A 23867-nucleotide genomic window follows, 5' to 3' on the forward strand; every position below is an offset into this window, starting at 1 on the left:
GTCAAACCGCAGCGAAAGAGGACAAAAAATTTCACCAAAACTTTACCGGCATGTATATTGACAGAAGACTTTGCATATGATAACCTTACTGCTAAACAAAATTCCCTGTGAGGGAGTAGCGAGCGCAGCAAGTGCAGCTGCTGGGATGGAACAGAGCCGGCGGATCGCCTTTGCATCAGCGTAACAAGTCAACAACCCCGATCCTATGCCGATCTGGCTTGTTTTAAATTGCGAGACTCAGATACTGTTTTCTTTTTGAAAAGCAGTATTTGGGTCTTTTGTGATTTAAGACAATAGAGGATCACGAAGTGAGAGGTCTAGTGTATAAGACAATAGAGCGATCACGAAGTGTGAGATCTATTGTACGAAAAACACCATCGGGAGGAAAAAGAATGAAGTATTATTGTGAAGACTCACAACAGGTACTGCAGGAGCTGAACAGCCAAAAAAGCGGCCTGACGGAAAAAGAAGCGGCAGAGCGGCTTTTGCAGAACGGAGCAAATGAGTTAAAAGCGGCGAAGGGAAAATCCCTGCTGCGCCGGTTTGCGGAACAGGTGGCAGATCCGATGATCGTGATCCTGCTGGCGGCAGCGGCCATCAGCGGTGTGCTTGCAGTCCTGGAAAATGACAGCTTTGCGGATGTCATCATTATCCTGGCAGTGGTCCTGATCAATGCCGTGCTGGGTGTGTATCAGGAAAGCAAGGCGGAAAAGGCGATCGAAGCGCTGCAGGACATGGCAGCGGCCACCTCAAAGGTTGTGCGGGACGGGAAAATGTCCTCGATTTTGAGCAAAGACCTTGTGGTGGGGGATATCATCTGTCTGGAAGCAGGGGATGCGGTTCCGGCGGATGCAAGGATTCTGGAAAGCGCAAGCCTGAAAGCAGAGGAAGCTGCACTGACAGGAGAATCCGTGCCGGTCACGAAGCTGATCGATCAGATCTTTTTGGCAGACGGGGAACGGGATGTGCCCCTTGGCGACCGTAAAAATATGGTCTATATGGGAAGCACGATCGTATATGGACGTGCTGTGGCAGTCGTAACGGCCACTGGTATGGATACGGAAATGGGAAAAATTGCGGATGCGCTGTCTCAGGCACAGGAAGGACAGACACCGCTGCAGAGAAAACTGACACAGCTTTCGAAGGTGTTGACAAAGCTGGTGATCGGAATCTGCGTACTGGTTTTTGCGATTCAGATGATTCGGGCAGGCAGCCTGAATTTTGAGGTTGCGTTGAACTCCTTTATGATTGCGGTTTCCCTTGCAGTGGCGGCGATCCCGGAAGGACTTGCGGCAGTTGTGACAGTGGTACTTTCCATCGGTGTAACGAACATGTCAAAACGAAACGCGATCATCCGCCGGCTGACTGCAGTGGAAACCCTTGGCTGTGCCCAGGTGATCTGCTCGGATAAGACCGGAACGCTGACGCAGAACCAGATGACAGTTGTAGATTCCTTCGGAGCAGAAGAGAAGGAGCTTTCGGCAGCAATGGCACTGTGCAGTGATGCAGAGCTGGATGCAGACGGTAGCGTGACAGGAGAACCGACTGAGGCTGCCCTGGTTGTCTGGGCGAACCGGATCGGGCAGGATAAGAATCTTTTAAAACAGAGTATGCCCCGTGTGATGGAGGCTCCCTTTGATTCCGGACGGAAAATGATGTCCACAGTCCATAAACGCAAGGACGATTACATTCAGTTTACAAAAGGGGCGCCGGATGTGGTTCTCACCCGTTGTGCATTTTATCTGGAGGATGGACAGCTTCTGCCCATGACAGAAGAATATCGGAAAAAGGTTTTGCAGGCAAATAAGTCCATGGCAGATCGGGCACTGCGTGTGCTGGCATGCGGACAGAGAGTCTGGACGAAAAAACCGGAAAGCGAGGATGCGGATCTGCTGGAGCAGGAGCTTTGCTTTTTGGGACTGTGCGGCATGATTGATCCGGTGCGTCCGGAGGTAAAGGCAGCAATTGACGAATGTCGGGAAGCGGGTATCCGACCGGTTATGATCACGGGCGACCATGTGGATACGGCAGCAGCGATTGCAAAAGAGCTTGGTATTTTGCAGGATGGCAGCCTGGCAGTGACCGGAGCAGAGCTGGAAAAAATGGACGATGCAGAATTTGCAGAGAAGTTCCGGAACATCAGCGTTTATGCCCGCGTACAGCCAGAGCACAAGACCCGTATCGTAAACGCCTGGAGAAATGCCGGCTATGTGACGGCAATGACCGGTGACGGCGTTAACGACGCGCCCTCCATCAAGGCTGCGGACATCGGCATCGGAATGGGCATCACAGGAACGGACGTTACCAAAAATGTGGCAGATATGGTGCTGGCGGACGATAATTTTGCAACGATTGTCGGCGCGGTGGAAGAGGGCCGCAGAATCTATGACAACATCCGGAAGGCAATCCAGTTTCTGTTAGGCTCCAATATGAGTGAAGTGCTGAGTATTTTCTTTGCGACACTTCTGGGCTTTACGATTCTGCAGCCGGTGCATCTTCTGTGGATCAATCTTGTAACGGATTGCTTCCCGGCGCTGGCGCTGGGTACGGAAAAGGCAGAGCCGAACATTATGAAGCGCAAACCCAGAGATGCGAAGGCCGGGATTTTTGCAGATGGAATGGGCTTTGATATTGCTTATCAGGGACTTTTGGTAACAGCACTTGTCATGGTTTCCTATTTTATCGGACATTTCATGGAAACCGGAGAATGGACCATCACAAACAGCGCCCATGGCACTACGATGGCGTTTGTCACAATGTCAATGGCGGAAATTTTCCACAGCATGAATATGCGTTCCCAGAGAGGAAGTATTTTCAAGCTTGGCTCGAAAAACTGGCTTCTGCTTGGAGCGGCAGTGGTTTCGCTGCTTGCAACCACTGCAGTGTGTGAGATCCCGTTGCTTGCCGGGGCATTTGGCTTTACGAGTGTGGAGCCTGCAGAGTATCTCGTTGCACTACTTTTGAGTGTGCTGGTAGTTCCCATCGTGGAGCTTGTAAAGTGGATCCAGCGGCGCAGTGCGAAACACGAGGGCTGATCGGCGCAGGTTGAATCACAGAACTGTAACCTGTTTAGAGTCAACAGATGCGAATATACGCAACTGTTGACTCTGTGCTTTTTACGGGATATAATTGGAAAGAGCTGCAGCTGTTGAAACCAACAGACTTGCAGGTTTATCAGGATGCGGCAGGCTGCAGAGAGCACTGTAGTATCCCAAGAGAAGCGAGAGGGACAGACATATGAGCAAAAAGATTATTTTAACGGGGGATCGCCCCACAGGACGTCTTCATGTGGGCCATTATGTAGGCTCTTTGAAGGAGCGTGTAAGACTGCAGAATTCCGGTCAGTTTGACGAGATTTATATTATGATTGCGGATGCACAGGCGTTGACAGACAATGCAGAGCATCCGGAAAAGGTACGTCAGAACATTTTACAGGTAGCGCTGGATTATCTGGCATGCGGCCTTGATCCGGAAAAGGCAACGATTTTCATTCAGTCGATGGTTCCGGAGCTGACAGAGCTGACCTTTTACTATATGAATCTGGTAACGGTTTCCAGAGTACAGAGAAACCCTACCGTTAAAGCAGAGATCCAGATGCGTAATTTCGAAGCAAGCATTCCGGTTGGATTTTTCTGCTATCCCATCAGCCAGGCTGCGGACATTACTGCATTCCGTGCAACTGCCGTTCCGGTTGGCGAAGACCAGCTGCCGATGCTGGAACAGTGTAAGGAAATCGTACATAAGTTCAACAGCGTTTACGGGGACACCCTGACAGAGCCCGAGATCATCCTGCCCTCCAATAAGGCATGCCTAAGACTGCCCGGCATCGACGGCAAGGCGAAGATGAGCAAATCCCTTGGCAACTGTATTTATCTGTCCGACACAGAAGCAGATGTGAAGAAAAAGGTTATGAGCATGTTCACAGATCCGAACCATTTGCGTGTGGAGGATCCCGGCAACGTAGACGGAAACCCTGTATTTATCTATCTGGATGCATTCTGCAGACCGGAGCATTTTGCAGAGTTTTTACCGGATTACCAGAATCTGGACGAATTGAAAGCACATTATCAGCGGGGCGGTCTGGGCGACGTCAAAGTGAAGAAGTTCTTAAACAACGTTATGCAGTCTGAGCTTGCGCCGATCCGTGAGAGAAGAAAATACTGGGAAGAGCATCTGACGGATGTTTACGACATTCTGAAAAAGGGCAGTGAGGTTGCAGAAGCAAAGGCTGCGGAAACCTTAAAGGATGTCAAGGCAGCGATGAAGATCAATTACTTCGAGGACAGCAGCCTGTTAAAGGGCGAATGAAAAATGTCTGCGTGTTTCGCGGAAAAATAAAGGATTATCGGAAATAATCAGGGCGTGTGAAGGATGAGAAATCATTTTTTGCACGCCCTGATTTTATTCTGCGGCAACACTGCGACTGAGATGACAAATCCGCTTGCATCCATCGGTGCGATGGGATATCATTTTGGAAATACAGTCAATAAGGAAGACCTCAGGATTGTGGGAGTGCGCAGCACGGAACAATCCGCAGGCATCAAGGTCGGGGGCTTTTGACCCCGACATCATATGAAGCAAAGGACAAATAGGAGACCGGATTGTTGGCTGGCAGAAAACAGACGGTTCGGAGCCTGTTTGACAGGACAGAATAAAAAATGACAGATAACAGCGAAAAAATCCGTTTTTGGATCAATGGAGAAGCTCTTTTCGCAGAGCTGGGAACAACAGTCAGCAGTTTGCTGAAAAAATCACACGGAGTGGAAATGCCATGTGGCGGACGGCATGCCTGTGGAAAATGTATGGTGTATGCGGAAGGAAGTTTTGCAGCTCCGTCTGAGACGGAAAAAAAACTTCTTGGAGCCGAGCGTCTTGCGCAGGGAATCCGGCTTGCCTGCTTTCTGAAAGCAGTGCCGGACGGGAAAATCGATGCGCTGCGGCAGGAAGCAGACGGGGAGGAGACCATTTGTGTAAGCACGCCGTCTGCGCCGTCAGTTTCCAGCGCCGTCAGCATGTCGCCTGCTCCGACGTCAGAGCGCGCCGTCGCAGCGCAGCCGTCAGAGCGCACCAGCGCTGCGCCGTCTGCAGAAGCTGCGCCCGGCGCGCGGCTCTACCGTCACCTCGGAGCGGCGGTGGATATCGGTACAACGACAATTGCAGCCGTCCTCTATCGGGAAGGCAGGGCTGTCGGAACGATGGGCGCATGGAATCCCCAGTCCGTGTTCGGAGCGGATGTCATCAGCCGGATGGAAGCTTCTCTGGAGGGAAAAGCGGGTAAACTTGCGGCAATCGTCCGGGAGGCAGTGTCGCGCCTGCTTACGGAGCTGGCAGAACACGCAGGAGAAAGTGCAGAGGCCATTGAGACAGTTATCATTACCGGAAATACGTCGATGCTGTATTTCCTGACGCAGAAGGATCCCAGATGCCTGTCAAGAGCGCCGTTTGAAGCGGACGAGCTGTTTGGCTGGTGGACGATAGGAGAAGCACTGGATTTGAGCTGCCGGAAAGCAGACGTATATCTTCCGCGCTGCATGTCTGCGTTTGTCGGTGCGGATATTACGACAGCGATTCTTGGATCGGGTCTTACAGAAACGAACCGCATACCCGGAGCGGACGGCAGCCACAAAGAAGCTGCGGCAGCAATTGACACGAATGTCAGCTGCGGAGAATTGAATGGCGTCTCAGCCTCGCGCGGCGGCAGATCCCGGCTGATGGTGGATGTGGGGACGAACGGAGAGATCGTCCTGTTTCATAAGGAACGCCTGATTTGCTGCGCGACAGCGGCGGGACCGGCTTTTGAGGGCGCTGGGCTTTCCTGCGGCATGCGAGGTGTGGCAGGTGCCATTGACCATGTAAACTGGGAAAACGGCAGCTGGAAGGTACATGTGATTGGCGACAGGGAGGCTTCTACAGCAGAGGGCATCTGCGGCAGCGGCGTGATCGACGGTGTGGCAGGATTGCTGGAAAGCGGATTGCTGGAGGATACCGGTTATCTGGAAGAGGATGTATGCTTTGCAGGAAATGTCGGTCTGACTGCAGAGGATATTCGTGAGGTTCAGCTTGCCAAGGGAGCGATCCGGGCAGGAATGGAGACACTTTTGGCGGAGGAAAAAATAGATGCTGCCGGGCTGGAAGGCCTGTATGTGGCAGGTGGCTTTGGCTCCTATATGTCGGCCAAAAGCGCGGAAAGAATCGGACTTTTTCCCAAAATTGACCTGTCCCGTATTAAAATCTGCGGAAACGCGGCACTGGCGGGTGCGGTAAGGATTCTGCATGACCGCAGGATGGAAAAAGAAGCAACAGCACTGGCAGAGCGGGCAAAGACCATCAATCTTGGATCGAGTGCGAAATTTCAGGAATTTTATATGGAATATATGATGTTTGATGAATAGAAAGGAAGAAAGCGTTCGGTCTTGGATTCGGAGCGATGTGCTCGATTCCCTATCTGTTTATCGGGGGAATCCATACTGCAGTTATGTGAGGAACGATTCTATGGAACGATTTGTCTTAAAAAATTGCTGGCTTGGAAGAATTCTCCCTACCGCAAGCCTTTAATCTTGAAGGGTGTACGTCAGGTGGGTAAGACTTGGATTCTGAAAGAGTTCGGCGGACGCTGTTATGAAAATACAGCTTACTTTAACTTTGATGAAATGAAGAATATAAGAAATTTTTTGAAGTCATGCCCCGTTATTGGAGTCAGAACAACCCGCCTTACGAAGTTGATTTCCTCATTCAGCGGGAGAACGACATCTTCCCAGTGGAGGTCAAATCCGAAGCTGGATGATGATGTGCTGAACATTCCGCTATTCATGGCAGATCAGGCGGATCGATTGATTGGGTTGGCATTGGAACCGGGTAACGCACAGTAATAGAAGTACAGAGCGGCAGTTTTCCAAATTGGATAATTTCATAAAATGCTTTTCTGATTTGCAGGATTTTCCGGAAAGGAAATCCTGCATTTTTTATATGCAGAACTTTTACAAACGATTTACGCATTCCTGATGGTGACAAATAGAAAAGAGACATAAGATGTTAACAGTTCTTTTGATGATGTGCACACAAAACTTAGAACTGCAGGAAAGAGAATAGAAAACACAACAAGAAGGAGAATGTATGAAAAAAAGGACTCGGTTGATTGCCGGAGTAATGGCAATGATGCTTACGCTTGGTGGCTGCGGCTCTGCTGCAAATACCGCAAATAAGAAAGAGGCGACTCAGACGACTGCTGAGCAGACTGCGTCTTCACAGGAGGATACAGCAGAAGCTGCAGCAAAAGAAACAGAATTGGATGTTTTGAAAATTGGTCTTGCTGCTTTGCCGACACAGTTAGATCCGGACAGATCCATCGGTATTGCCAGCATTAAGCTTTTTTATAATATTTTTGATACCCTGCTTTTCACGGATAAAGAAGGAAATATCACCGGACAGCTGGCAGATAGCTGGGAATGGCAGGATGATACAACATTAAATGTAAAAATCCGGGAAAATGTTACCTTCCAGAACGGCGAGGTATGTGATGCAGAGGATGTGAAATTTACATTTGATCGAATTTTAAGCGGCTATGGAGATGGAACCATTGCAGTATTATATGAAACACTGGATTCCGTCGAAAAGATAGATGATCTTACGGTACAGTTCAAGCTGAAAAAACCGGATGCTGCGTTTGAACAGAGACTGGGCTCTATCTGGGGAGCAAGCATTGTACCGAAGGATTATATTGAAGAAATCGGAGATGAAGCCTTTCAGACTGCTCCCATCGGTACCGGCCCGTATAAGCTGACACAGTACTCTCCTGAAAAATATGTGTTGGAGCGTTACGACGGCTTCTGGGGAGATAAGCCTGCTGCAAAGAGTATAGAATTTATTTCTTATCCGGAAGCATCTGCCCGTATGACCGCTTTGATCACAGGGGAAGTAGATATTATCAATGATGTGCCTTCTGATGCGGTAGATACGATCAATGGAACCTCCGGTGTGAGCGTGGTGGGAACCTCCATTAAAAATATCCATATATACACATTTAATACCAGAAATGAAGACAGCATTATGTCAAATCAGAAATTCAGACAGGCATTGACGATGGCAATAGACCGCCAGACACTGGTAGATACCCTTTGGTCCGGATATGCAAAGGTTCCGAATGGGCATCAGTTTGAAAGCTATGGAGATTTATATATTGAGGACTATCCCGGTGTACAGTATGATCCGGAAAAAGCTCGTGAATTAGTAAAAGAATCCGGATATGACGGGGAAGAGGTTATTTCCATCGAAATGGCGGACGGTTATTATACAAACGGCAATCAGGCAGGTGAGGCCATTGTCAGCATGCTTGCGGATATCGGCGTAAAAGCAGAAGTCGTATTTACAGACAAATTCTCCTTCAGTGCAGACATCCGGGCATGGTCCTCTGCTTCCCGGTTTGATAATCCCCTTGGTGCATTATGGCTCCTGTTTGGAACAGGCTCCGGACCGGCAAACCCGGAAACAGGAAGCTGGACACCTACAGAGGAATTTGTGGCAGCAGGAAATACACTGATCGACAGCAAGGATCTGGAAGAACAGCGGCAGGCAGCAAGAACCCTGATGGAAGTATTCGATACCTACTGCCCAGGCACTTATTTGTATCAGGCAGAAGATTTGTATGGTATCAGAGATGGTCTGGAATGGGATATGACATATTGTGAAAACCAGATCATGCCGTTCCGTGCAGGGGATCTGAAAGTTACAGAATAATGACAGGGCTGCTTCCCGGCAGATATCTGCCGGGAAGCAGATTTTGAAAGGAAGTATAGTTATTTGGAAGCTATTCTGAAAATAAAAGGGTTAAAAAGCTATTACTACTCGGGACAAAACGTAATTCCGGCAGTGGATGGAGTGGATCTTGATATTTATCCTGGTGAAATTGTCGGAATCGTAGGAGAATCCGGATGTGGAAAAAGCACGGTTGTGCGCAGCTTGATGGGATTGCTGGATCCTGTTTCCTCCAAAAGGGAGGGCGGACAGGCCATTTATCTGGGGAAGGATCTGTTTCAGATGAAGGAAAAAGAGCTTTGCCGGATAAGAGGAAAAGAAATTTCCATGATCTTTCAGAATCCCCTCTCCGCATTGGATCCGGTGTACACGATAGGAGATCAGATCGTAGAGATCATACGCATACATGAAAAAATCTCTAAAAAAGAAGCCTATGAAAAAGCTGTTTTTTTGTTAAAGCAGGTAAAAATCCCTTCACCGGAGGTGAGGATCCAACAATATCCTCACGAATTGTCCGGAGGTATGCAGCAAAGAGTTATGATCGCCATTGCATTGGCATGTAACCCGAAGGTACTGATCGCAGACGAACCGACAACGGCGTTGGATGTGACGATCCAGGCCCAGATCCTTTCCCTGCTGAAGGAGCTGCGGGATCAGCTGGGAATAGCAGTCATACTGATAACCCATAATATGGGAGTAGTGGCCGCTGTCTGTGACCGTATGCTGGTAATGTATGGCGGTGCAGTAGTAGAAGAAGGAAAATGTACAGAACTGTTCGAAAATCCATGCCACCCTTACACCAGAGGGCTTCTGGCAGCAATTCCCAGCATAAAAGAGAGAAAAGAAAAGCTGTATACAATCCCTGGTCAGGTTCCAAAGATGAAAGTACCGGTACAGTACTGTCGGTTTTGCAGCCGCTGCAGCTATGCACAGGAGGTATGCCATGAGAAAGAGCCGGGTATGCAGGGGGAAAACGGACATTTATACAAATGCTTCTATACTCCGCAGCAGCAGGAAAAAGAAAAATGCGGGCCTGGAGGGGTTGCCTTGTGAAAGAGAAAATATTAGAAGTCGTTGATCTATGTAAAGAATATCCGGTAAAAAGAGGAGCACTGCTTCCAAAAGAAATTGGAAGGGTACATGCCGTGAATCATGTTTCCTTTACCCTGTATCAGGGCGAAACACTGGGGATCATCGGGGAATCAGGGTGTGGAAAAACAACCCTGATCCGCATGCTGATGGGGTTGGAGGAAGCGACTGGCGGTTATGTGCAGTTCGGGGACAAAAAAATACACAGACATATGCCTCCTTTGGTTAGAAAAAATATACAGATGGTATTTCAGGATCCCTATGCATCTCTGGATCCCCGCATGAGCATTCAGCGAATTCTGGAAGAGCCGTTACGGATCCATGAGCGGATGAGTGCAGAGGAAAAGAAATCGAGAATCCTCCCTTTGTTGGAGCAGGTGGGATTATCCAGAGACTCTCTGAAAAAATATCCCCATGAATTTTCAGGAGGACAGAGACAGAGGATTGCCATTGCCAGAGCTTTGGTGACGGATCCGCAGCTTTTATTGTGTGACGAACCAGTTTCTGCGTTGGATGTTTCTATTCAGGCGCAGATATTAAACCTTTTGAAGGATCTGCAGGAGAAAAAGAAGCTGACCTATGTTTTCGTTTCACATGACATGAGCGTTATAAGCCATATCAGTGACAGAGTGCTTGTAATGTATCTCGGGCAGGCAGTAGAACTGGCGGAGAAAGAAGATCTGTTTGAGCATCCGCTTCATCCCTACACCCAGGCCCTTATGCAGGCAGTACCGATACCGGATCCCAGAGAACAGGATCAATGCAAAGTACTGGAGGGAGAGATCCCCAGTCCCATGGATTTGCCCCCTGGATGTCCGTTCTGCGCGCGTTGTAAAAAGGCACTTGCTATTTGTAAAGAGATCAGACCGCAGATGGCAGAAACGGCAGATGGACATCAGGTTGCCTGTCATTTATACACGGATGGAGGAAAGCAATGAAACGTTATATTATATTGCGTGTAGGAAAGGCGGTACTGACGATATGGGCAGTTTACACTCTGGTTTTTTTCCTTACCAGAGTAACGGGAGATCCGATTGAATGGCTGACATTGGCCGGAGCCAGTGATTCTGCAAAAGAAATCCTGCGGACAAATCTGGGACTGGATATGCCGCTGTGGCAGCAGTACATAAAATCATTTGTCGGGCTCTTTACGGGGGATACCGGAATGAGCTATTACTATGCACGTTCTGTTTCCGATCTCTTCGCAGAGCGTATGATTCCGACAATTTCATTGGGAAGCATTGTATTGGGACTTACCATTGTGATCGGAATCCCCTTGGGAGTTCTGGCAGCGGTGAAGCACAATACCCTGTTAGATCGGATCACCATGAGCAGTGCGGTGGTAGGCAGTACTCTGCCTAATTTTATATTGGGAATCCTGTTGATCTTTATTTTTTCTCTGAAACTCAGGATTTTGCCAAGCGGCGGTATCGGAACTCCACAGCACTTTCTCATGCCGGTAATCGCGTTGTCAGTAGGTCCCATTGCCAATGTTGCAAGACTTACCCGCAGCTCGCTTCTGGATGTGATCGGACAGGAGCATTTGGATTGTGCCAGAGCAAAGGGCATGCGGGAATGGAAGGTGGTCTTAAAGCATGGCCTCAGGAATGCGCTGATCCCGGTCATTACGATTTTGGGAGCACAGTTAAGTGCTATGATCGGAGGATCTGTTGTTGTGGAAACGGTATTCGCGTGGCCCGGGATCGGAACCTTAATTGTTTCCAGTGCACAGCAGCGAGATTTTCCTGTGGTAGTATTTGGCGTTCTGGTGATATCGGCTTCCGTAACATTTGTGAATCTTTTGGTAGACCTTTCTTATGGTTTGCTGGATCCGCGAATACGCGATCATTAAAGGATTTCAGATAAAATACAGAAATGAGGATAAGTATGCGGAACAGAAAGCTCGGTAGAAAAAGATGGATCATTCCACCGATGATAATTTTTTTAATGGTGACACTGGCAGTAATCGTTATAACGGCGCTGCTTGCACCGGTGATTGCACCGATCGATCTGGGGGCAAGTGATCTTACACAAAGATTAAAAATGCCAAAATTTAAGAATCCCACATCCCCCTATTTATTTGGAACGGATAATCTGGGCAGAGATGTTGCGATCAGATTGCTTTATGCCACAAGATCCACCATCATGATTTCCTTTACCGGCATGATCATTGCGACGGTAACTGGAACTGCATTGGGGATTCTTTCCGGACTGGGCGGAAAATGGATAGACGCGGTATTGTCTTTCTTTACAGATGTACGTTTATCTATACCAACCACATTTATCGGTATTATTTTTGCTTGTATTCTGGGGGCAAAGCCGGTTACGACAATTCTCGTTATGGCAATCACAGGATGGTCTTCCTATTGCCGTCTGGTAAGAAGCCAGATTTTTCAGCTGAAAAATGCGAAGTTTATCGAAGCGAGCCGTTCTATGGGGGCAAGCGGAGTAAGAATTGTGTTTGAGCATATTCTGGTAAATATTGCATCGCCCCTGATCGTGCAGACTACCATGGAGCTGGGGGGATTTATTTTGCTCGAAAGCACCTTGTCTTTTTTGGGACTTGGAATAGAGCCTCCCGGCACATCTCTTGGCGTGATGGTCAGTCTGGGCAGAGATTATATGCTGACGCATTGGTGGCTGGCGGTACTGCCCAGTATTATCATAGTGGTACTGATCTTAGATATTTCCCTGATCGGAGACTGGCTGAGAGATAGATTGGATCCTAAATTAAAAAATGCTTCCTGAAAAAAGAAAGGAAATGGATAAAATGTCAAAAAGAAAATTTTGCTCACACAGAGGATTTAATGCCGTTGCGCCGGAAAATACACTGCCGGCATTTGCGGCTGCGGTGGCATTAGGAGCGGATGAGATAGAATTTGATTTATGGCCGACGGCGGATGGACAGCTGGCAGTGTGTCATGATCCGTCGGTAGACAGGACGACAGACGGCAAAGGCACAATCTGTGATATGACATGGGAACAGATGAAAAACCTGGATGCAGGAAAGAAATTTCATTCGGAATATGAAGGAGTACGTATTCCTTTATTTGAAGAGGTGCTGCGGCAGTTTGCCGGTAAGGTAGTTATGAATATTCATATCAAATCCATTGGCGCTTCGGTTCTTAAAAATCGGATCATGGAGGGAAGAGGACAGGAGCTGATGGAAATATATACAGAAAATAAGCCGCTGCCGATGCCTCTTAGGGAGCCGGAGCCGATGGTGCTGAAGGATCTGGAAGACAGAGAAATTCCGGCTTATGATGAGAATACCTTTCAAAAAATCCTGCAGCTGCTGGATAAATACCAATGCAGAGACATGGTTTATATTACCGGGGAGAAGGATGTTTTGGAAACGGCATTAAAAATGGCGCCGGATATCAAAAGATGCTGTCTGGAGGGACATATGAATTACAGCATTGTGGAAAATGCCATTCGGTATCAGTGCAGCCGGGTACAATTCTGCAAATTATTTCTGACCCGGAGCATGATCGACAAGGCTCATGCAAAGGGGATGATCTGTAATTTATTTTGGTCGGATGATGCAGAAGAAGCAAAAGCCTTCTTTGATATGGGGATCGATGTCATATTAACGAATCATTTTTTAAAAACATCAGGGATTGATTGATTCTATTGGAAAAGTGCAGGATTCTGATATTGAGCAGTCCGGAGGAAAATGGTAAAATAGACAGGTCAGCAAATATACTGGCAGGAAAGAGGAATTTACTATGTGGGCATATGAAAGTGTATTTTATCAGATTTATCCCCTTGGTTTTGTCGGAGCACCGTTTGAAAATGACGGGGTGGAGACACATCGGATTTTGAAGGTGCTGGACTGGACAGATCATATCAAAAAGCTGGGGGCAAATGCGATTTATTTTTCACCGGTCTTTGAATCGGATACCCATGGGTACAATACAAGGGACTATCGTAAAATCGATTGCCGCCTCGGTTCGAATGAAGACTTTAAGCAGGTTTGCGATAAGCTTCACAGCGAAGGCATCCGGGTTGTGCTGGATGGCGTGTTCAATCATGCAGGACGCGGCTTCTGGGCATTTCAGGATGTTTTGAAAAACAGGGAAAATTCCCCCTATTTAAACTGGTTTCATATCAATCTTGGCGGCAACTCCAATTACAATGACGGTCTGTGGTACGAGGGCTGGGAAGGCAATTACGATCTTGTCAAGCTGAATTTACAGAACGAGGAGGTTGTCCAGTATCTCCTGGAAAGCGTAAGAGGCTGGGTTGACGAGTTTGACATTGACGGTCTGCGGCTGGATGTCGCTTATTGTCTGGACGAAAATTTCGTCCGCCGTTTGAGAAGCTTCTGCGACAGCCTAAAGCCGGATTTCTTTCTCGTCGGAGAAATGCTGCATGGGGATTACAACCGGTTGATGAATGATTCCATGCTGCATTCTGCCACCAACTATGAATGCTATAAGGGACTGTATTCCAGCTTCAACAGTATGAATATGTTTGAAATTGTCCACTCTCTGCTGCGCCAGTTCGGCCCGGAAAACTGGACCCTTTATAAAGGAAAGCATCTGCTTAGCTTTGTGGACAACCATGATGTGACGCGAGTGGCAAGCATCCTTACCAATGAAAAGCATCTGCCGCTTATTTATGCGCTGATGTTTGGTATGCCCGGAATCCCCTGCGTTTATTATGGAAGTGAATGGGGCGCAAAGGGAGAGAAAAGCCAGGGAGATCCTGCACTGCGTGCATGCTTCGATGGGCCTCAGACAAACGGGCTGACAGAGTGGATCGCAAAGCTTGCAGAAGCTAAAAAACACTCCAATGCCCTCAATTATGGCGCATTCCGCAGTGTTGTGCTGACGAACCGCCAGTGCATTTTTGAACGCGCCGTAGATGGAGAACGGGTTTTGGTTGCGATCAATGCAGAGGAGCAGCCCTATACAGCCCACTTCGATGCAGGCTGTGGTCGTGCGGTGGATCTGATCACCGGACAGGAGCATGATTTTGGCGGCGGAAGTGAGCTGCCGGGATATAGTGCTTACTTCTGGAAATGTGAGAGATAATAGTCGAAAAGAAAAGACGTTCCCGAAACAAATCTGTTCGGGAACGTCTTTATTCAATCAGTGATCGGCATTGCGCTGTGCCGCATGTTGGCATCTCCCTTACACAGCAGCTCGCATTCTTGCGCATTTACGCTTCTTCATCTGCCGCGCGGTCGAGCATCGTGCGCACAGCTGCGACAGCCTCTGGATCAGTCTGCCAGATCTCATATTCGCTCATACCGGGAATTCCCATAAAAACCTCCGGGTTGCGGTAGACCATCTCACTGTTTTTAATGGTCTTGCCGGACATATGGAATTGGGTCAGGGACGTTTTTTCAAGGAGAGCAGGAACCGTTTTGGCAGAGACGCCTGCGCCTGCAAGGAGATGGATTCTGCCATCAGCTGCCTGATGGAGTTTATTGAGCAGATCGACGCCGTGCAGACAGTCGGGAGCCTGACCGGAGGTCAGAATGGTCTGAATATCCAAGGAAATCGCTTCCTCAAGGGCCGCAAAGGGATCGCGGCACATATCAAATGCACGGTGCAGCGTGACGGACATATCCCGGGCATGTTCGCGGAAGCGTTTCATCTGTTCGGTACACAGGGAACCGTCCGGAGAAAGACTTCCGATTACAACGCCGTCGGCTCCGGCTGCCCGAAACGCGTCGATTTCTTTACAGATGAGGGCTGTCTCATCCTCCGAGTACAGGAAATCGCCGAAGCGGGGGCGGATCAGAACATGGATGCGGATGTCGGTCTGGTTTCTGATCTGTTCATAAAGGGCGATGGTGGGCGTCGTACCGCCGATGACAAGATTAGAGCAAAGCTCGAGGCGGTCTGCACCTCCTTTTTTGGCCATACGGGCAGAATATGCGGAATCGACGCAGCATTCTAACAGGTAATTGGATGATTTCATGAATTGCTTCTCCATTTTGCAGGATTTCCCGGGAAGGAAATGCTGCATTTCTTTGTGCGGTTGTTAATGTTTTTTCGATGCCCCTGGGCAGGATGCCAGCAGGATTGTTCCGTGCTGCGCACTCCCACAATCCTGCTCGATAGTCGCATATCGTGGGATTAGCATCCCACTTTTATGCTCCTATCTTGGCGGGTCAAGAAGTCAAAACGCCTTCTGCAAGCAAGCTTGCGTCGGCTTTTTTGACTTTTTGACCCTGGCATCCTATATGATACAGGATTTTTTCGTATTTACAAATGCAAAATCGGCGTAAAAAGGAAGAAAAAATTGAAATATGTACGAAATGTGAACAAAACCTTATAAAATTCATAAAATGTTTTAAAATTAGAAAAAAACTATTTACAAACCAAAAAAAAGGTGGTATCCTCACTTTCGTATTAAAGAAACGGCATAGTTTTAAAATGCCTGGTTTTGATTTAGGAGGAGAAATTATTATGAAAAAGAATTTAGTAGCAGTTTTAGCAGCAGTAGTTATGACAGCATCCATGGTAGCTTGCGGCAGCGCAGCAGCTACAGAGACAACTGTTGAGACCGCAACCGTTGCAGAAGAGAGCACAGTAGCAGTTGAGTCTACTGTAGAAGAGACCACTGTAGAAGCTACAACTGTAGAAGCTACCACAGAAGAAGCTGCAACTGAGACAGCTACCACAGAAGAAGCTACAACCGAAGCAGCTACCACAGAAGCTGCAACTGAGACAGCTACCGAGACTGTTGCTGAGTAATTATACCCAGACAGCTTTGGTATGATGTGTTTTTCAGGCATTTGATCAGTCCTCATGTGGAAGGCACATCGGATAAAGGAAACGAAAAAGGCACCCTTTTGTATGGAAACATGCAGAAGGGTGTTTTTTTGTCTTTTCTTTTCAGGTATAATAAGAAAAAAACGTTTTCACACAGCTATTTGTGCCGCAGGCGTCACAAAGTAGCCAGGATCGCAGAGCCGAACTGGAGGTTCGCCTCGCGGTTCCTTCGGCGCAAAGGGCCTGCGGAATGGAGGATTTTATGAAGCTTTTGATTGTAGTAGACATGCAGAACGATTTTGTTACAGGGAGCCTTGGAACAAAGGAGGCTCAGGCGATTGTGGAAAACGTCGTCTGCAAAATCAAAGAAACCCCGGCAGAACAGATCTATGTGACACAGGACACGCATCCGGAACAGTACCTGCAGACAAAAGAAGGACTGCATCTTCCGGTTGCACATTGCATCGAGGGAACGAATGGACATTGCCTGTGCCCGGCAGTAGAGCAGGCGCTGAAAGAAAAACAGGTGGATGCAGCGAGAAAAATTCAAAAGCCCACCTTTGGCTCCATGGAGTTGATTGAAAAACTGCGCTCGGACGAGAAAATCGTTGCGGATTCGAACCTGCAGATCGAGCTGGTCGGACTCTGCACCGGAATCTGTATGCTCTCCAACGCGATTTTGTGTAAGGCTGCATTTCCTGAGGCAGATGTGATCGTTGATGCGGCAGCGTGTGCCTGCGTGACGCCTGCTTCTCATGATACTGCGCTGGCGGCAATGAAGCTGTGCCAGATCGAAGTAGAGAAGGAAGGGAAAGAACCCTGGAGAAATTAAACATAGGATCCTGACATTTTTGTTGACAGAATCGAAAATGGTGCTATAATGAAATCAAACATATGAATAGTTGTTCATATGAAAGAAAAAGCAATGGGGAACAGAAGCACCCATAGATGCTGCAAGACAGGAAGAGAGAGGATTTTATCATGAAAAAAACCTACAAAATCGACGTTGACTGCGCAAACTGTGCAAACAAGATGGAAGACGCTGCAAAGAAGACGGCAGGCGTTAAGGACGCAACGGTAAACTTCATGACCCTGAAAATGTCCGTGGAATTTGAAGAGGGTGCAGATGTAAAGACCGTTATGCAGGAGGTATACAAGAACTGCAAAAAGGTAGAGGATGACTGCGAGATCTTCCTGTAAAAGAAGACAAATCTGCAGGCTGTACCCATCATGGACAGTCTGCAGATTTGATGTTTTTACCGAAAGGGGTGAAGGCATGAATAAGAAACAGAAAAAAGTATTTACCAGAATTATCGTGGCAGCAGTGCTGATGGTTGTACTGAGCCTGCTTCCGATAGATGGCTGGCTGAAATTTGTGCTGTTTATGATTCCGTATCTGGTGATCGGCCATGATATTTTGTTAAAGGCCTGGAAAGGTATTTTAAACAGACAGGTTTTTGATGAAAACTTTCTGATGGCGGTTGCGACCATCGGCGCGATCCTTCTGGGGGATTATAAAGAGGGCGTTGCGGTTATGCTCTTTTACCAGATCGGTGAGCTGTTCCAGAGCTATGCGGTGGGTAAGAGCCGAAGAAACATCAGTGAGCTGATGGATATCCGTCCGGATTATGCGAATATCGAAAAAGAAGACGGAACACTGGAGCAGGTTGATCCGGATGAGGTTGAAATCGGCAGCGTGATCGTTGTACAGCCCGGAGAAAAGGTGCCGATTGACGGCGTGATCGAAGAGGGACGCACAAGCTTAAACACCAGCGCCCTGACCGGTGAGAGCCTTCCGAGGGAAGCCGGCGTTGGGGACGAAGTCATCAGCGGCTGTATCAACATGTCCGGCGTGCTGAAAATCCGGACGACAAAGGAGTTTGGCGAATCGACGGTATCGAAGATCCTGGATATGGTAGAAAATGCAAGCTCCAAAAAATCCAGATCCGAGAATTTTATTTCCAAATTTGCAAAATACTATACGCCTGCGGTCTGCTACGGCGCCCTGGCGTTGGCAATTTTACCTCCCCTTGTGCGGCTGCTGTTTCTTGGAATGACACCGGAATGGGGCGACTGGGTTATGAGGGCGCTGACCTTCCTGGTAATCAGCTGTCCGTGCGCGCTGGTCATCAGTATTCCTCTGAGCTTCTTTGCCGGAATCGGCGGTGCGAGCAACGCAGGTGTTCTGGTAAAAGGCTCCAACTATCTGGAAACGCTTTCCGAAACCAAATATGTTGTATTTGATAAGACAGGAACCATGACACAGGGCGTGTTCGAAGTAAGCGGTGTGCATCATTCTTCCATGGATACAGAGAAGCTGTTGGAATACGCAGCGCTGGCGGAATGCCATTCCTCCCATCCGATCAGCAAGAGCCTTAAGAAGGCATACGGCAAGCCCCTGGATCCGAGCCGTGTAACGGATGTCGAAGAGATCAGCGGCAACGGTGTGACTGCAAAGGTGGATGGCGTGAGAGTTGCTGCAGGCAACAGCAAGCTGATGGAAAAGCTCGGTGTGGATTGTATGGAATGTCACAGCGTCGGAACCGTTGTTCACATGGCGGTGAATGGCAAATATGCCGGACATATCCTGATTTCGGATCAGATCAAGCCTCATGCAAAGGAAGCCATCGCGGCATTGAAAAAATGCGGCGTGAAAAAGACGATCATGTTGACCGGAGACCGCCGGGAGGCAGCACGTCAGGTTGCGGAAGAGCTCGGTATTGATGAGGTACACAGCGAGCTTCTGCCCGGCGACAAGGTAGCACAGGTAGAAAAGCTTCTGGATGAAAAAGGGGAAAAGGAAAAGCTTGCCTTTGTGGGAGACGGCATCAACGATGCGCCGGTGCTTTCCCGTGCGGATATCGGCATCGCAATGGGAGCACTGGGCTCGGATGCAGCGATCGAGGCGGCGGATATTGTTCTGATGGATGATGATCCGTTAAAGATTTCCAAGGCCATCAGAATTTCCAGAAAGTGCCTGAGAATCGTTTATGAAAATATTTATTTTGCAATCGGTGTTAAAGCGGTCTGCCTGATCCTCGGCGCACTCGGCATTGCGAATATGTGGGCGGCGATCTTTGCGGATGTGGGCGTTATGATTATCGCCGTGCTCAATGCGATCCGCGCCCTGAATGTGAAAAAGCTGTAAAGAAAATGGAGAGAACCATGCAGGAAAAAGAAGAACTGGAAATGGATCACTGTGAAGAAACGGAGGTTCATGAAGAACTGCTCAGGATCGTACAGGAAAAGCTTCCAAAAGAAGAAGAGCTTTATGATCTGGCGGAGCTTTATAAGGTATTTGGAGATTCTACCCGTATCCGGATTCTGTTTGTTTTGTTTGAAGCGGAGGTCTGTGTCTGCGATCTTGCAGCAGCCCTGCAGATGACGCAGTCGGCGATTTCCCATCAGCTGCGCATTTTAAAACAGAATAAACTGGTTAAAAGCAGAAGAGAAGGCAAATCCATCTTTTATTCCCTGGCGGACGGACATGTCCGCACGATCATCAATCAGGGACTGGAGCATATCGAGGAGGATTGAACCGATCCTGTTGTCAGAAAGAAAGCACCTCAACCGATCTAAGAAAGGTTGAGGTGCTTTTGCTTTTTCTGGAGGAAGATCCCCCTTAAGTTCAAAGATTATTTTTCTGTAAAAAACGCCACCGCGATGGCTCCGGGACCGACATGGGTTCCGATGGCGCCTCCAATGGTTCCGATGGGCAGATGCTCAACATGCTCCTTCCAGATCTCTGCGCTGTCGGAAATGTATTTCTGCAGCAGCGCGTCGCTTAACCCGGTGTAGCCCAGGAAAAACGGCCGGGAAAAATCAATGCCGTCCTTCTGAATCTGCTGGATCAGGAAGTTGTTGCCCTGGCGGGAGCCCCGTGCCTTACCCAGCAGTGCAACCTCACCATCCACAACGGAGACCACCGGCTTGATGGAAAGCAGGCTTCCGGCGATGGCAACGGTTTTGGAAATTCTGCCGCCTTTTTGCAGATATTCCAGGGTATCCAAAAGAGCGATCACTCGCAGATTTTCTTTTTCATGATTCAGGGTCTCTACGATGGTGTGGATATCTGTGCCGGCATCCTTCATGCGCAATGCATATTCCACGATGGCCTTTTCCCCGACGGCAACGTTTAAGCTGTCTACGATATAAACCTCTCCGCCGGTTTCGGCTGCGGCGATGTTGGCACTCTGCCAGGTTCCGGAGAGCTTGGAGGAGATCGTAATGATCAGTGCAATGTCGCCCTGTTCATGGATTTTTCTGATTGCAGCCTCGAAGGCATAGGGGGAAGGCTGGCTGGTGGTCGGCAGCACCTGTGTTTCGATCATCTTTTCATAAAACTGTCTGTGGGTTAAGTTGACGCCGTCCAAATATTCTTCATCGCCAAAACGGATGGTCATCGGAAGGACGGTCAGGTCTGTGCGGGAGCAATCGACGATATCCGATCCCGCGTCTGTAATAATCTGTATCTGATTCATGTGATTCGTTACCTCCATTCCGCAGGCCCATTGGGCTGCGTGGCCGATCGATTTCCCAAGTCGGCCTGGAAAGCATAACATATATTTGTTGATGTGTCAACAAAGATAGAAAAGCTACAGCACAATCGCCCTTGTGGATTTGCGAACCTCCAGAAGAGGCGACATCACACGGTGTGTCACCTGCGGATCACGGGTTTCGATCTGATGTTTCAGAATCGTGCCGGCTTCTTTTCCCATCAGATATTCGGACTGACTGATGTGGGTAAAGAAATCGGGACGCTGGGATTCTACCAGCGGTTTATCAAAGGACATCAGGGAGATATCCTCAGGAACCCGGAGGTTCATTGTGGCAAACAGGCTGTAGAGATAGGCGCAGGTAGTGGATTCTGCTGCAATAAAGGCAGTGATGCGCTCCTCCCGGATCAGCTTCATCATTTGCTTCTGATAGTGAACGTAGGGCTGATGCTTGTTGAAGAAATCCCAGATCGTAATGGAGGATTCCGGAATATTGCGTACCTCCGCTTCTTGCAAAATGCCGTCGATACGGGAGCGAACCGTGAAGGTATTCCGCCGGGCAGAAGAGACGAAGCAGATGCGCTGATGTCCGAGGGCGTGGAGATGACGCAGACAGAGTGCACCGCCGGTTTTATTGTCCCCAATGACATAGCTGGTATCCAGACGCGGAAGATTCCGGTCGATGAGGACCAGGGGATATTTCTGCAGCAGCAGATAAAGCAGCTGCTCGCTGAAAAATGGCTGATCCTGAGGAAACAGAACGATTCCGCTGATGCCGGTGTCGATACATTTTTGCAGCAGCCGGTTTTCCAGAGAAGGATTGAAGCTCTGGAAAAGGTGACAGATATAGGAATCTATGGGAAATGCAGAAAGTATGCCATTTACCATGGATAACGAAAACTGATCGGAGAAGGACGGCAGGATGCAGGCAATCTCGGTAAAAGCAGTATCGGAGGTACTGCCTTCCTGGACAGCAGGAAGCTGCGCGGAGGCAGAAGCCGGCATCAGGACACTGGGAGCTTCCAGCGGGACCTGAGCCGCAGCAGCAAGGGGAGAAGCACTTCTGGCGACAAAGGAGCCTTTATTTGGAAAGCGGGTAATCAGACCCTCTGCCTTTAATTCGTTCAGGGCCTTGGAAACCGTAATCCGGCTGACATTGTATTTTTGCATGAATTCCCGCTCTGTCGGCAGCTTGTCGCCCGGAAGCAGCAGGCTGTTTTCGATCTGGGAACGAACATCCTCCATGAGCTGCTGATAAAGGGGTTGATTTGTCTTTTCCATATAAAATCCTCATTTCCGAAGTAATCCTTCTATATAACTTCTATATAACTTCTATTTTACTTTGCTATGTATGCTATGCTGCGGTATGCGAAAAAATCTGATAATAATAAAAAATATCCTGAAATATTTTCCTAATAGTCTGTAAAATACTATAGAAAAATGATAATTCTAACAAAAACAATACTCTTTTCAGCACTACCTATAAAAACTATACCATGATTTGATTAGAAAGTCAAATTATGTTTTGCTATATTTGCTATGTTGATATCGACATAATTCACGTAGCGAAGTTATTCATAATTCACAAAATGGACATAATTTATTAAAAAAGGCTTGCAAAGTGAACAAAAAGTGGTAACATAGTATTCACAAGGGGCAAGACAAAATAAGCAAGCCTGAGATACGAATGAGATGACTGAGTACTATTTGTCATGTTTGTATTGAACGGCTGGTCTTGCAAGGGAGCGCACTCTGCATGATGGGGAAAGGACAGAGCTGCGATCGGGGAGTGATCCACCTTACGCTATAAAAAGGAGAGGAAAACATGGCAAAAGCAATTGCAAAGCCTGCCATCAGCGCAGAGCAGAAACAGAAAAACAAGAAACAACTAAGGATACAAATAAAACGGCACTGGATGCTCTATTTGTTCCTCCTTCCCTGCATCGTCTGGCTGCTTGTATTCTGCTATGCGCCGATGGCAGGCATTGTTCTTGCTTTTAAGAACTATCGGTTTGACCTCGGAATCTTCGGAAGCGAATGGGCTGGACTCAAGCATTTCAGGAAGTTCGTTACATCACCGGAGTTCTGGATGACCATTAAGAACACTCTGGTAATCACCAGCCTGAAGCTGGTCGTCTGCTTCCCGGCACCGATCATCCTGGCGCTTCTGTTAAATGAAGTAAAAGCAGAACGATTCAAAAAGACCGTTCAGACCCTGAGCTACCTGCCCAACTTCGTATCCTGGGTCGTAGTAGTACAGTTGATGACGACGATCTTCACACCCTACGGCGGTATCTTCAATGACATCCGTCAGATGATGGGAAAAGAAGCGATCTTCGTAATGGGTGAGAAAAATGCATTCCTTCCGCTGGTTATTTTCTCAGACCTCTGGAAGAACGTAGGCTGGGGCTCTATTGTATATCTGGCAGCCATCACCGGTGTGGATCAGGAATTGTATGAAGCAGCATCCATTGACGGCGCAGGCCGCTGGAAATGTACCTTGCATATCACGATCCCGGAAATTTCCGTTACCATCGGCATTATGTTTATTATGGCAGTAGGCGGCATGTTAAACGCAGGCTATGATCAGATCCTTCTGCTGCAGCAGCCGGCAAATAATCAGATCTCTCAGGTACTTGATACATACATCATTCAAACCGGTATCCGATATGGCAAGTTTGAATACGCGACGGCCATCGGCTTGTTTAAATCCGTGTTCTCTCTGATCATGGTGGCAGGTACGAACTACCTGACCCAGAAATACGCCGAAGTAGGCTTGTGGTAAAAGGAGGAGGGGAAA

The 23867-nt window shown here is 48.2% G+C and carries 20 protein-coding genes and 1 pseudogene; 18 read left to right on the forward strand and 3 right to left on the reverse strand.

What is annotated here, in order from left to right; genetic code table 11:
• Nucleotides 1–392: 392 nt before the first annotated feature.
• The 12 genes and pseudogenes from OCV62_RS09615 to OCV62_RS09670 all read left to right on the forward strand — a co-directional run bounded on the left by OCV62_RS09615 (nucleotide 393) and on the right by OCV62_RS09670 (nucleotide 14879).
• Nucleotides 393–3035, forward strand: a complete 2643-nt coding sequence (locus OCV62_RS09615) for a cation-translocating P-type ATPase (protein ID WP_262586347.1) — start codon at nucleotides 393–395, stop codon at nucleotides 3033–3035.
• Nucleotides 3036–3237: 202 nt separating this feature from the next.
• Nucleotides 3238–4308: a tryptophan--tRNA ligase gene (trpS, locus tag OCV62_RS09620; RefSeq protein ID WP_021915126.1), complete on the forward strand. Its 1071-nt coding sequence runs from the start codon at nucleotides 3238–3240 to the stop codon at nucleotides 4306–4308.
• Between the two features lie 63 nt (nucleotides 4309–4371).
• Entirely contained in the window at nucleotides 4372–4560 is a 189-nt protein-coding gene (locus OCV62_RS09625; RefSeq protein WP_262586349.1) for a hypothetical protein, read from the forward strand.
• A gap of 98 nt (nucleotides 4561–4658) precedes the next feature.
• A complete protein-coding gene (locus OCV62_RS09630; protein ID WP_262586352.1) occupies nucleotides 4659–6392 on the forward strand; it encodes an ASKHA domain-containing protein in 1734 nt (577 codons plus the stop codon).
• A 100-nt stretch (nucleotides 6393–6492) separates the two neighbouring features.
• A pseudogene (locus OCV62_RS18795) lies at nucleotides 6493–6676 on the forward strand (AAA family ATPase); the annotation flags it as partial.
• Between the two features lie 437 nt (nucleotides 6677–7113).
• On the forward strand, nucleotides 7114–8733 hold the full coding sequence (locus OCV62_RS09640) for an ABC transporter substrate-binding protein (RefSeq protein WP_262586354.1): 1620 nt from the start codon (nucleotides 7114–7116) through the stop codon (nucleotides 8731–8733).
• Nucleotides 8734–8796: 63 nt separating this feature from the next.
• Entirely contained in the window at nucleotides 8797–9804 is a 1008-nt protein-coding gene (locus tag OCV62_RS09645; protein ID WP_262586357.1) for an ABC transporter ATP-binding protein, read from the forward strand.
• A complete protein-coding gene (locus OCV62_RS09650) occupies nucleotides 9801–10778 on the forward strand; it encodes an ABC transporter ATP-binding protein (protein ID WP_330667353.1) in 978 nt (325 codons plus the stop codon). The genes OCV62_RS09645 and OCV62_RS09650 overlap by 4 nt, the downstream gene beginning before the upstream one ends.
• Entirely contained in the window at nucleotides 10775–11692 is a 918-nt protein-coding gene (locus tag OCV62_RS09655; protein ID WP_021914288.1) for an ABC transporter permease, read from the forward strand. Before OCV62_RS09650 ends, OCV62_RS09655 begins: the two co-directional genes overlap by 4 nt.
• Before the next feature lie 80 nt (nucleotides 11693–11772).
• Nucleotides 11773–12588 (forward strand): ABC transporter permease, encoded by an 816-nt coding sequence (locus OCV62_RS09660; protein ID WP_262586362.1) that lies wholly within the window; start codon nucleotides 11773–11775, stop codon nucleotides 12586–12588.
• A 22-nt stretch (nucleotides 12589–12610) separates the two neighbouring features.
• Complete coding sequence (locus OCV62_RS09665; protein WP_262586364.1) at nucleotides 12611–13468, forward strand: glycerophosphodiester phosphodiesterase; 858 nt, start codon at nucleotides 12611–12613, stop codon at nucleotides 13466–13468.
• A gap of 100 nt (nucleotides 13469–13568) precedes the next feature.
• Nucleotides 13569–14879 carry an alpha-amylase family glycosyl hydrolase gene (locus OCV62_RS09670; protein ID WP_021914285.1) on the forward strand — a complete coding sequence of 437 codons (1311 nt, stop codon included), beginning with the start codon at nucleotides 13569–13571 and terminating at the stop codon, nucleotides 14877–14879.
• Between the two features lie 127 nt (nucleotides 14880–15006).
• Here OCV62_RS09670 and OCV62_RS09675 read toward each other — a convergent pair whose 3' ends face one another.
• On the reverse strand, nucleotides 15007–15774 hold the full coding sequence (locus tag OCV62_RS09675; protein WP_262586368.1) for a copper homeostasis protein CutC: 768 nt from the start codon (nucleotides 15772–15774) through the stop codon (nucleotides 15007–15009).
• Between the two features lie 491 nt (nucleotides 15775–16265).
• Here OCV62_RS09675 and OCV62_RS09680 point away from each other — a divergent pair, with 491 nt between their 5' ends.
• The 5 genes from OCV62_RS09680 (at nucleotide 16266) to OCV62_RS09700 (ending at nucleotide 20108) form a co-directional block, all read left to right on the forward strand.
• Nucleotides 16266–16553 carry a hypothetical protein gene (locus tag OCV62_RS09680; RefSeq protein WP_262586369.1) on the forward strand — a complete coding sequence of 96 codons (288 nt, stop codon included), beginning with the start codon at nucleotides 16266–16268 and terminating at the stop codon, nucleotides 16551–16553.
• A 268-nt stretch (nucleotides 16554–16821) separates the two neighbouring features.
• Nucleotides 16822–17403 (forward strand): cysteine hydrolase family protein, encoded by a 582-nt coding sequence (locus OCV62_RS09685; RefSeq protein ID WP_262586370.1) that lies wholly within the window; start codon nucleotides 16822–16824, stop codon nucleotides 17401–17403.
• A gap of 149 nt (nucleotides 17404–17552) precedes the next feature.
• Complete coding sequence (locus OCV62_RS09690) at nucleotides 17553–17771, forward strand: cation transporter (RefSeq protein WP_021914281.1); 219 nt, start codon at nucleotides 17553–17555, stop codon at nucleotides 17769–17771.
• Between the two features lie 76 nt (nucleotides 17772–17847).
• Nucleotides 17848–19719, forward strand: coding sequence for a heavy metal translocating P-type ATPase (locus OCV62_RS09695; RefSeq protein WP_262586371.1), 1872 nt, complete (start codon nucleotides 17848–17850; stop codon nucleotides 19717–19719).
• Nucleotides 19720–19724: 5 nt separating this feature from the next.
• Complete coding sequence (locus OCV62_RS09700; protein ID WP_262586373.1) at nucleotides 19725–20108, forward strand: ArsR/SmtB family transcription factor; 384 nt, start codon at nucleotides 19725–19727, stop codon at nucleotides 20106–20108.
• Nucleotides 20109–20206: 98 nt separating this feature from the next.
• Here OCV62_RS09700 and OCV62_RS09705 read toward each other — a convergent pair whose 3' ends face one another.
• Nucleotides 20207–21052, reverse strand: a complete 846-nt coding sequence (locus tag OCV62_RS09705; RefSeq protein WP_262586376.1) for a DegV family protein — start codon at nucleotides 21050–21052, stop codon at nucleotides 20207–20209.
• A 114-nt stretch (nucleotides 21053–21166) separates the two neighbouring features.
• On the reverse strand, nucleotides 21167–22348 hold the full coding sequence (locus OCV62_RS09710) for a GntR family transcriptional regulator (RefSeq protein ID WP_262586378.1): 1182 nt from the start codon (nucleotides 22346–22348) through the stop codon (nucleotides 21167–21169).
• Nucleotides 22349–22892: 544 nt separating this feature from the next.
• Between OCV62_RS09710 and OCV62_RS09715 the strand changes: the two genes are divergently transcribed.
• Nucleotides 22893–23852, forward strand: a complete 960-nt coding sequence (locus tag OCV62_RS09715) for an ABC transporter permease (protein WP_262586380.1) — start codon at nucleotides 22893–22895, stop codon at nucleotides 23850–23852.
• The last annotated feature ends 15 nt before the right edge of the window (nucleotides 23853–23867 follow it).

The organism is Gallintestinimicrobium propionicum (assembly GCF_025567525.1).
GTDB lineage: Bacteria > Bacillota > Clostridia > Lachnospirales > Lachnospiraceae > Gallintestinimicrobium > Gallintestinimicrobium propionicum.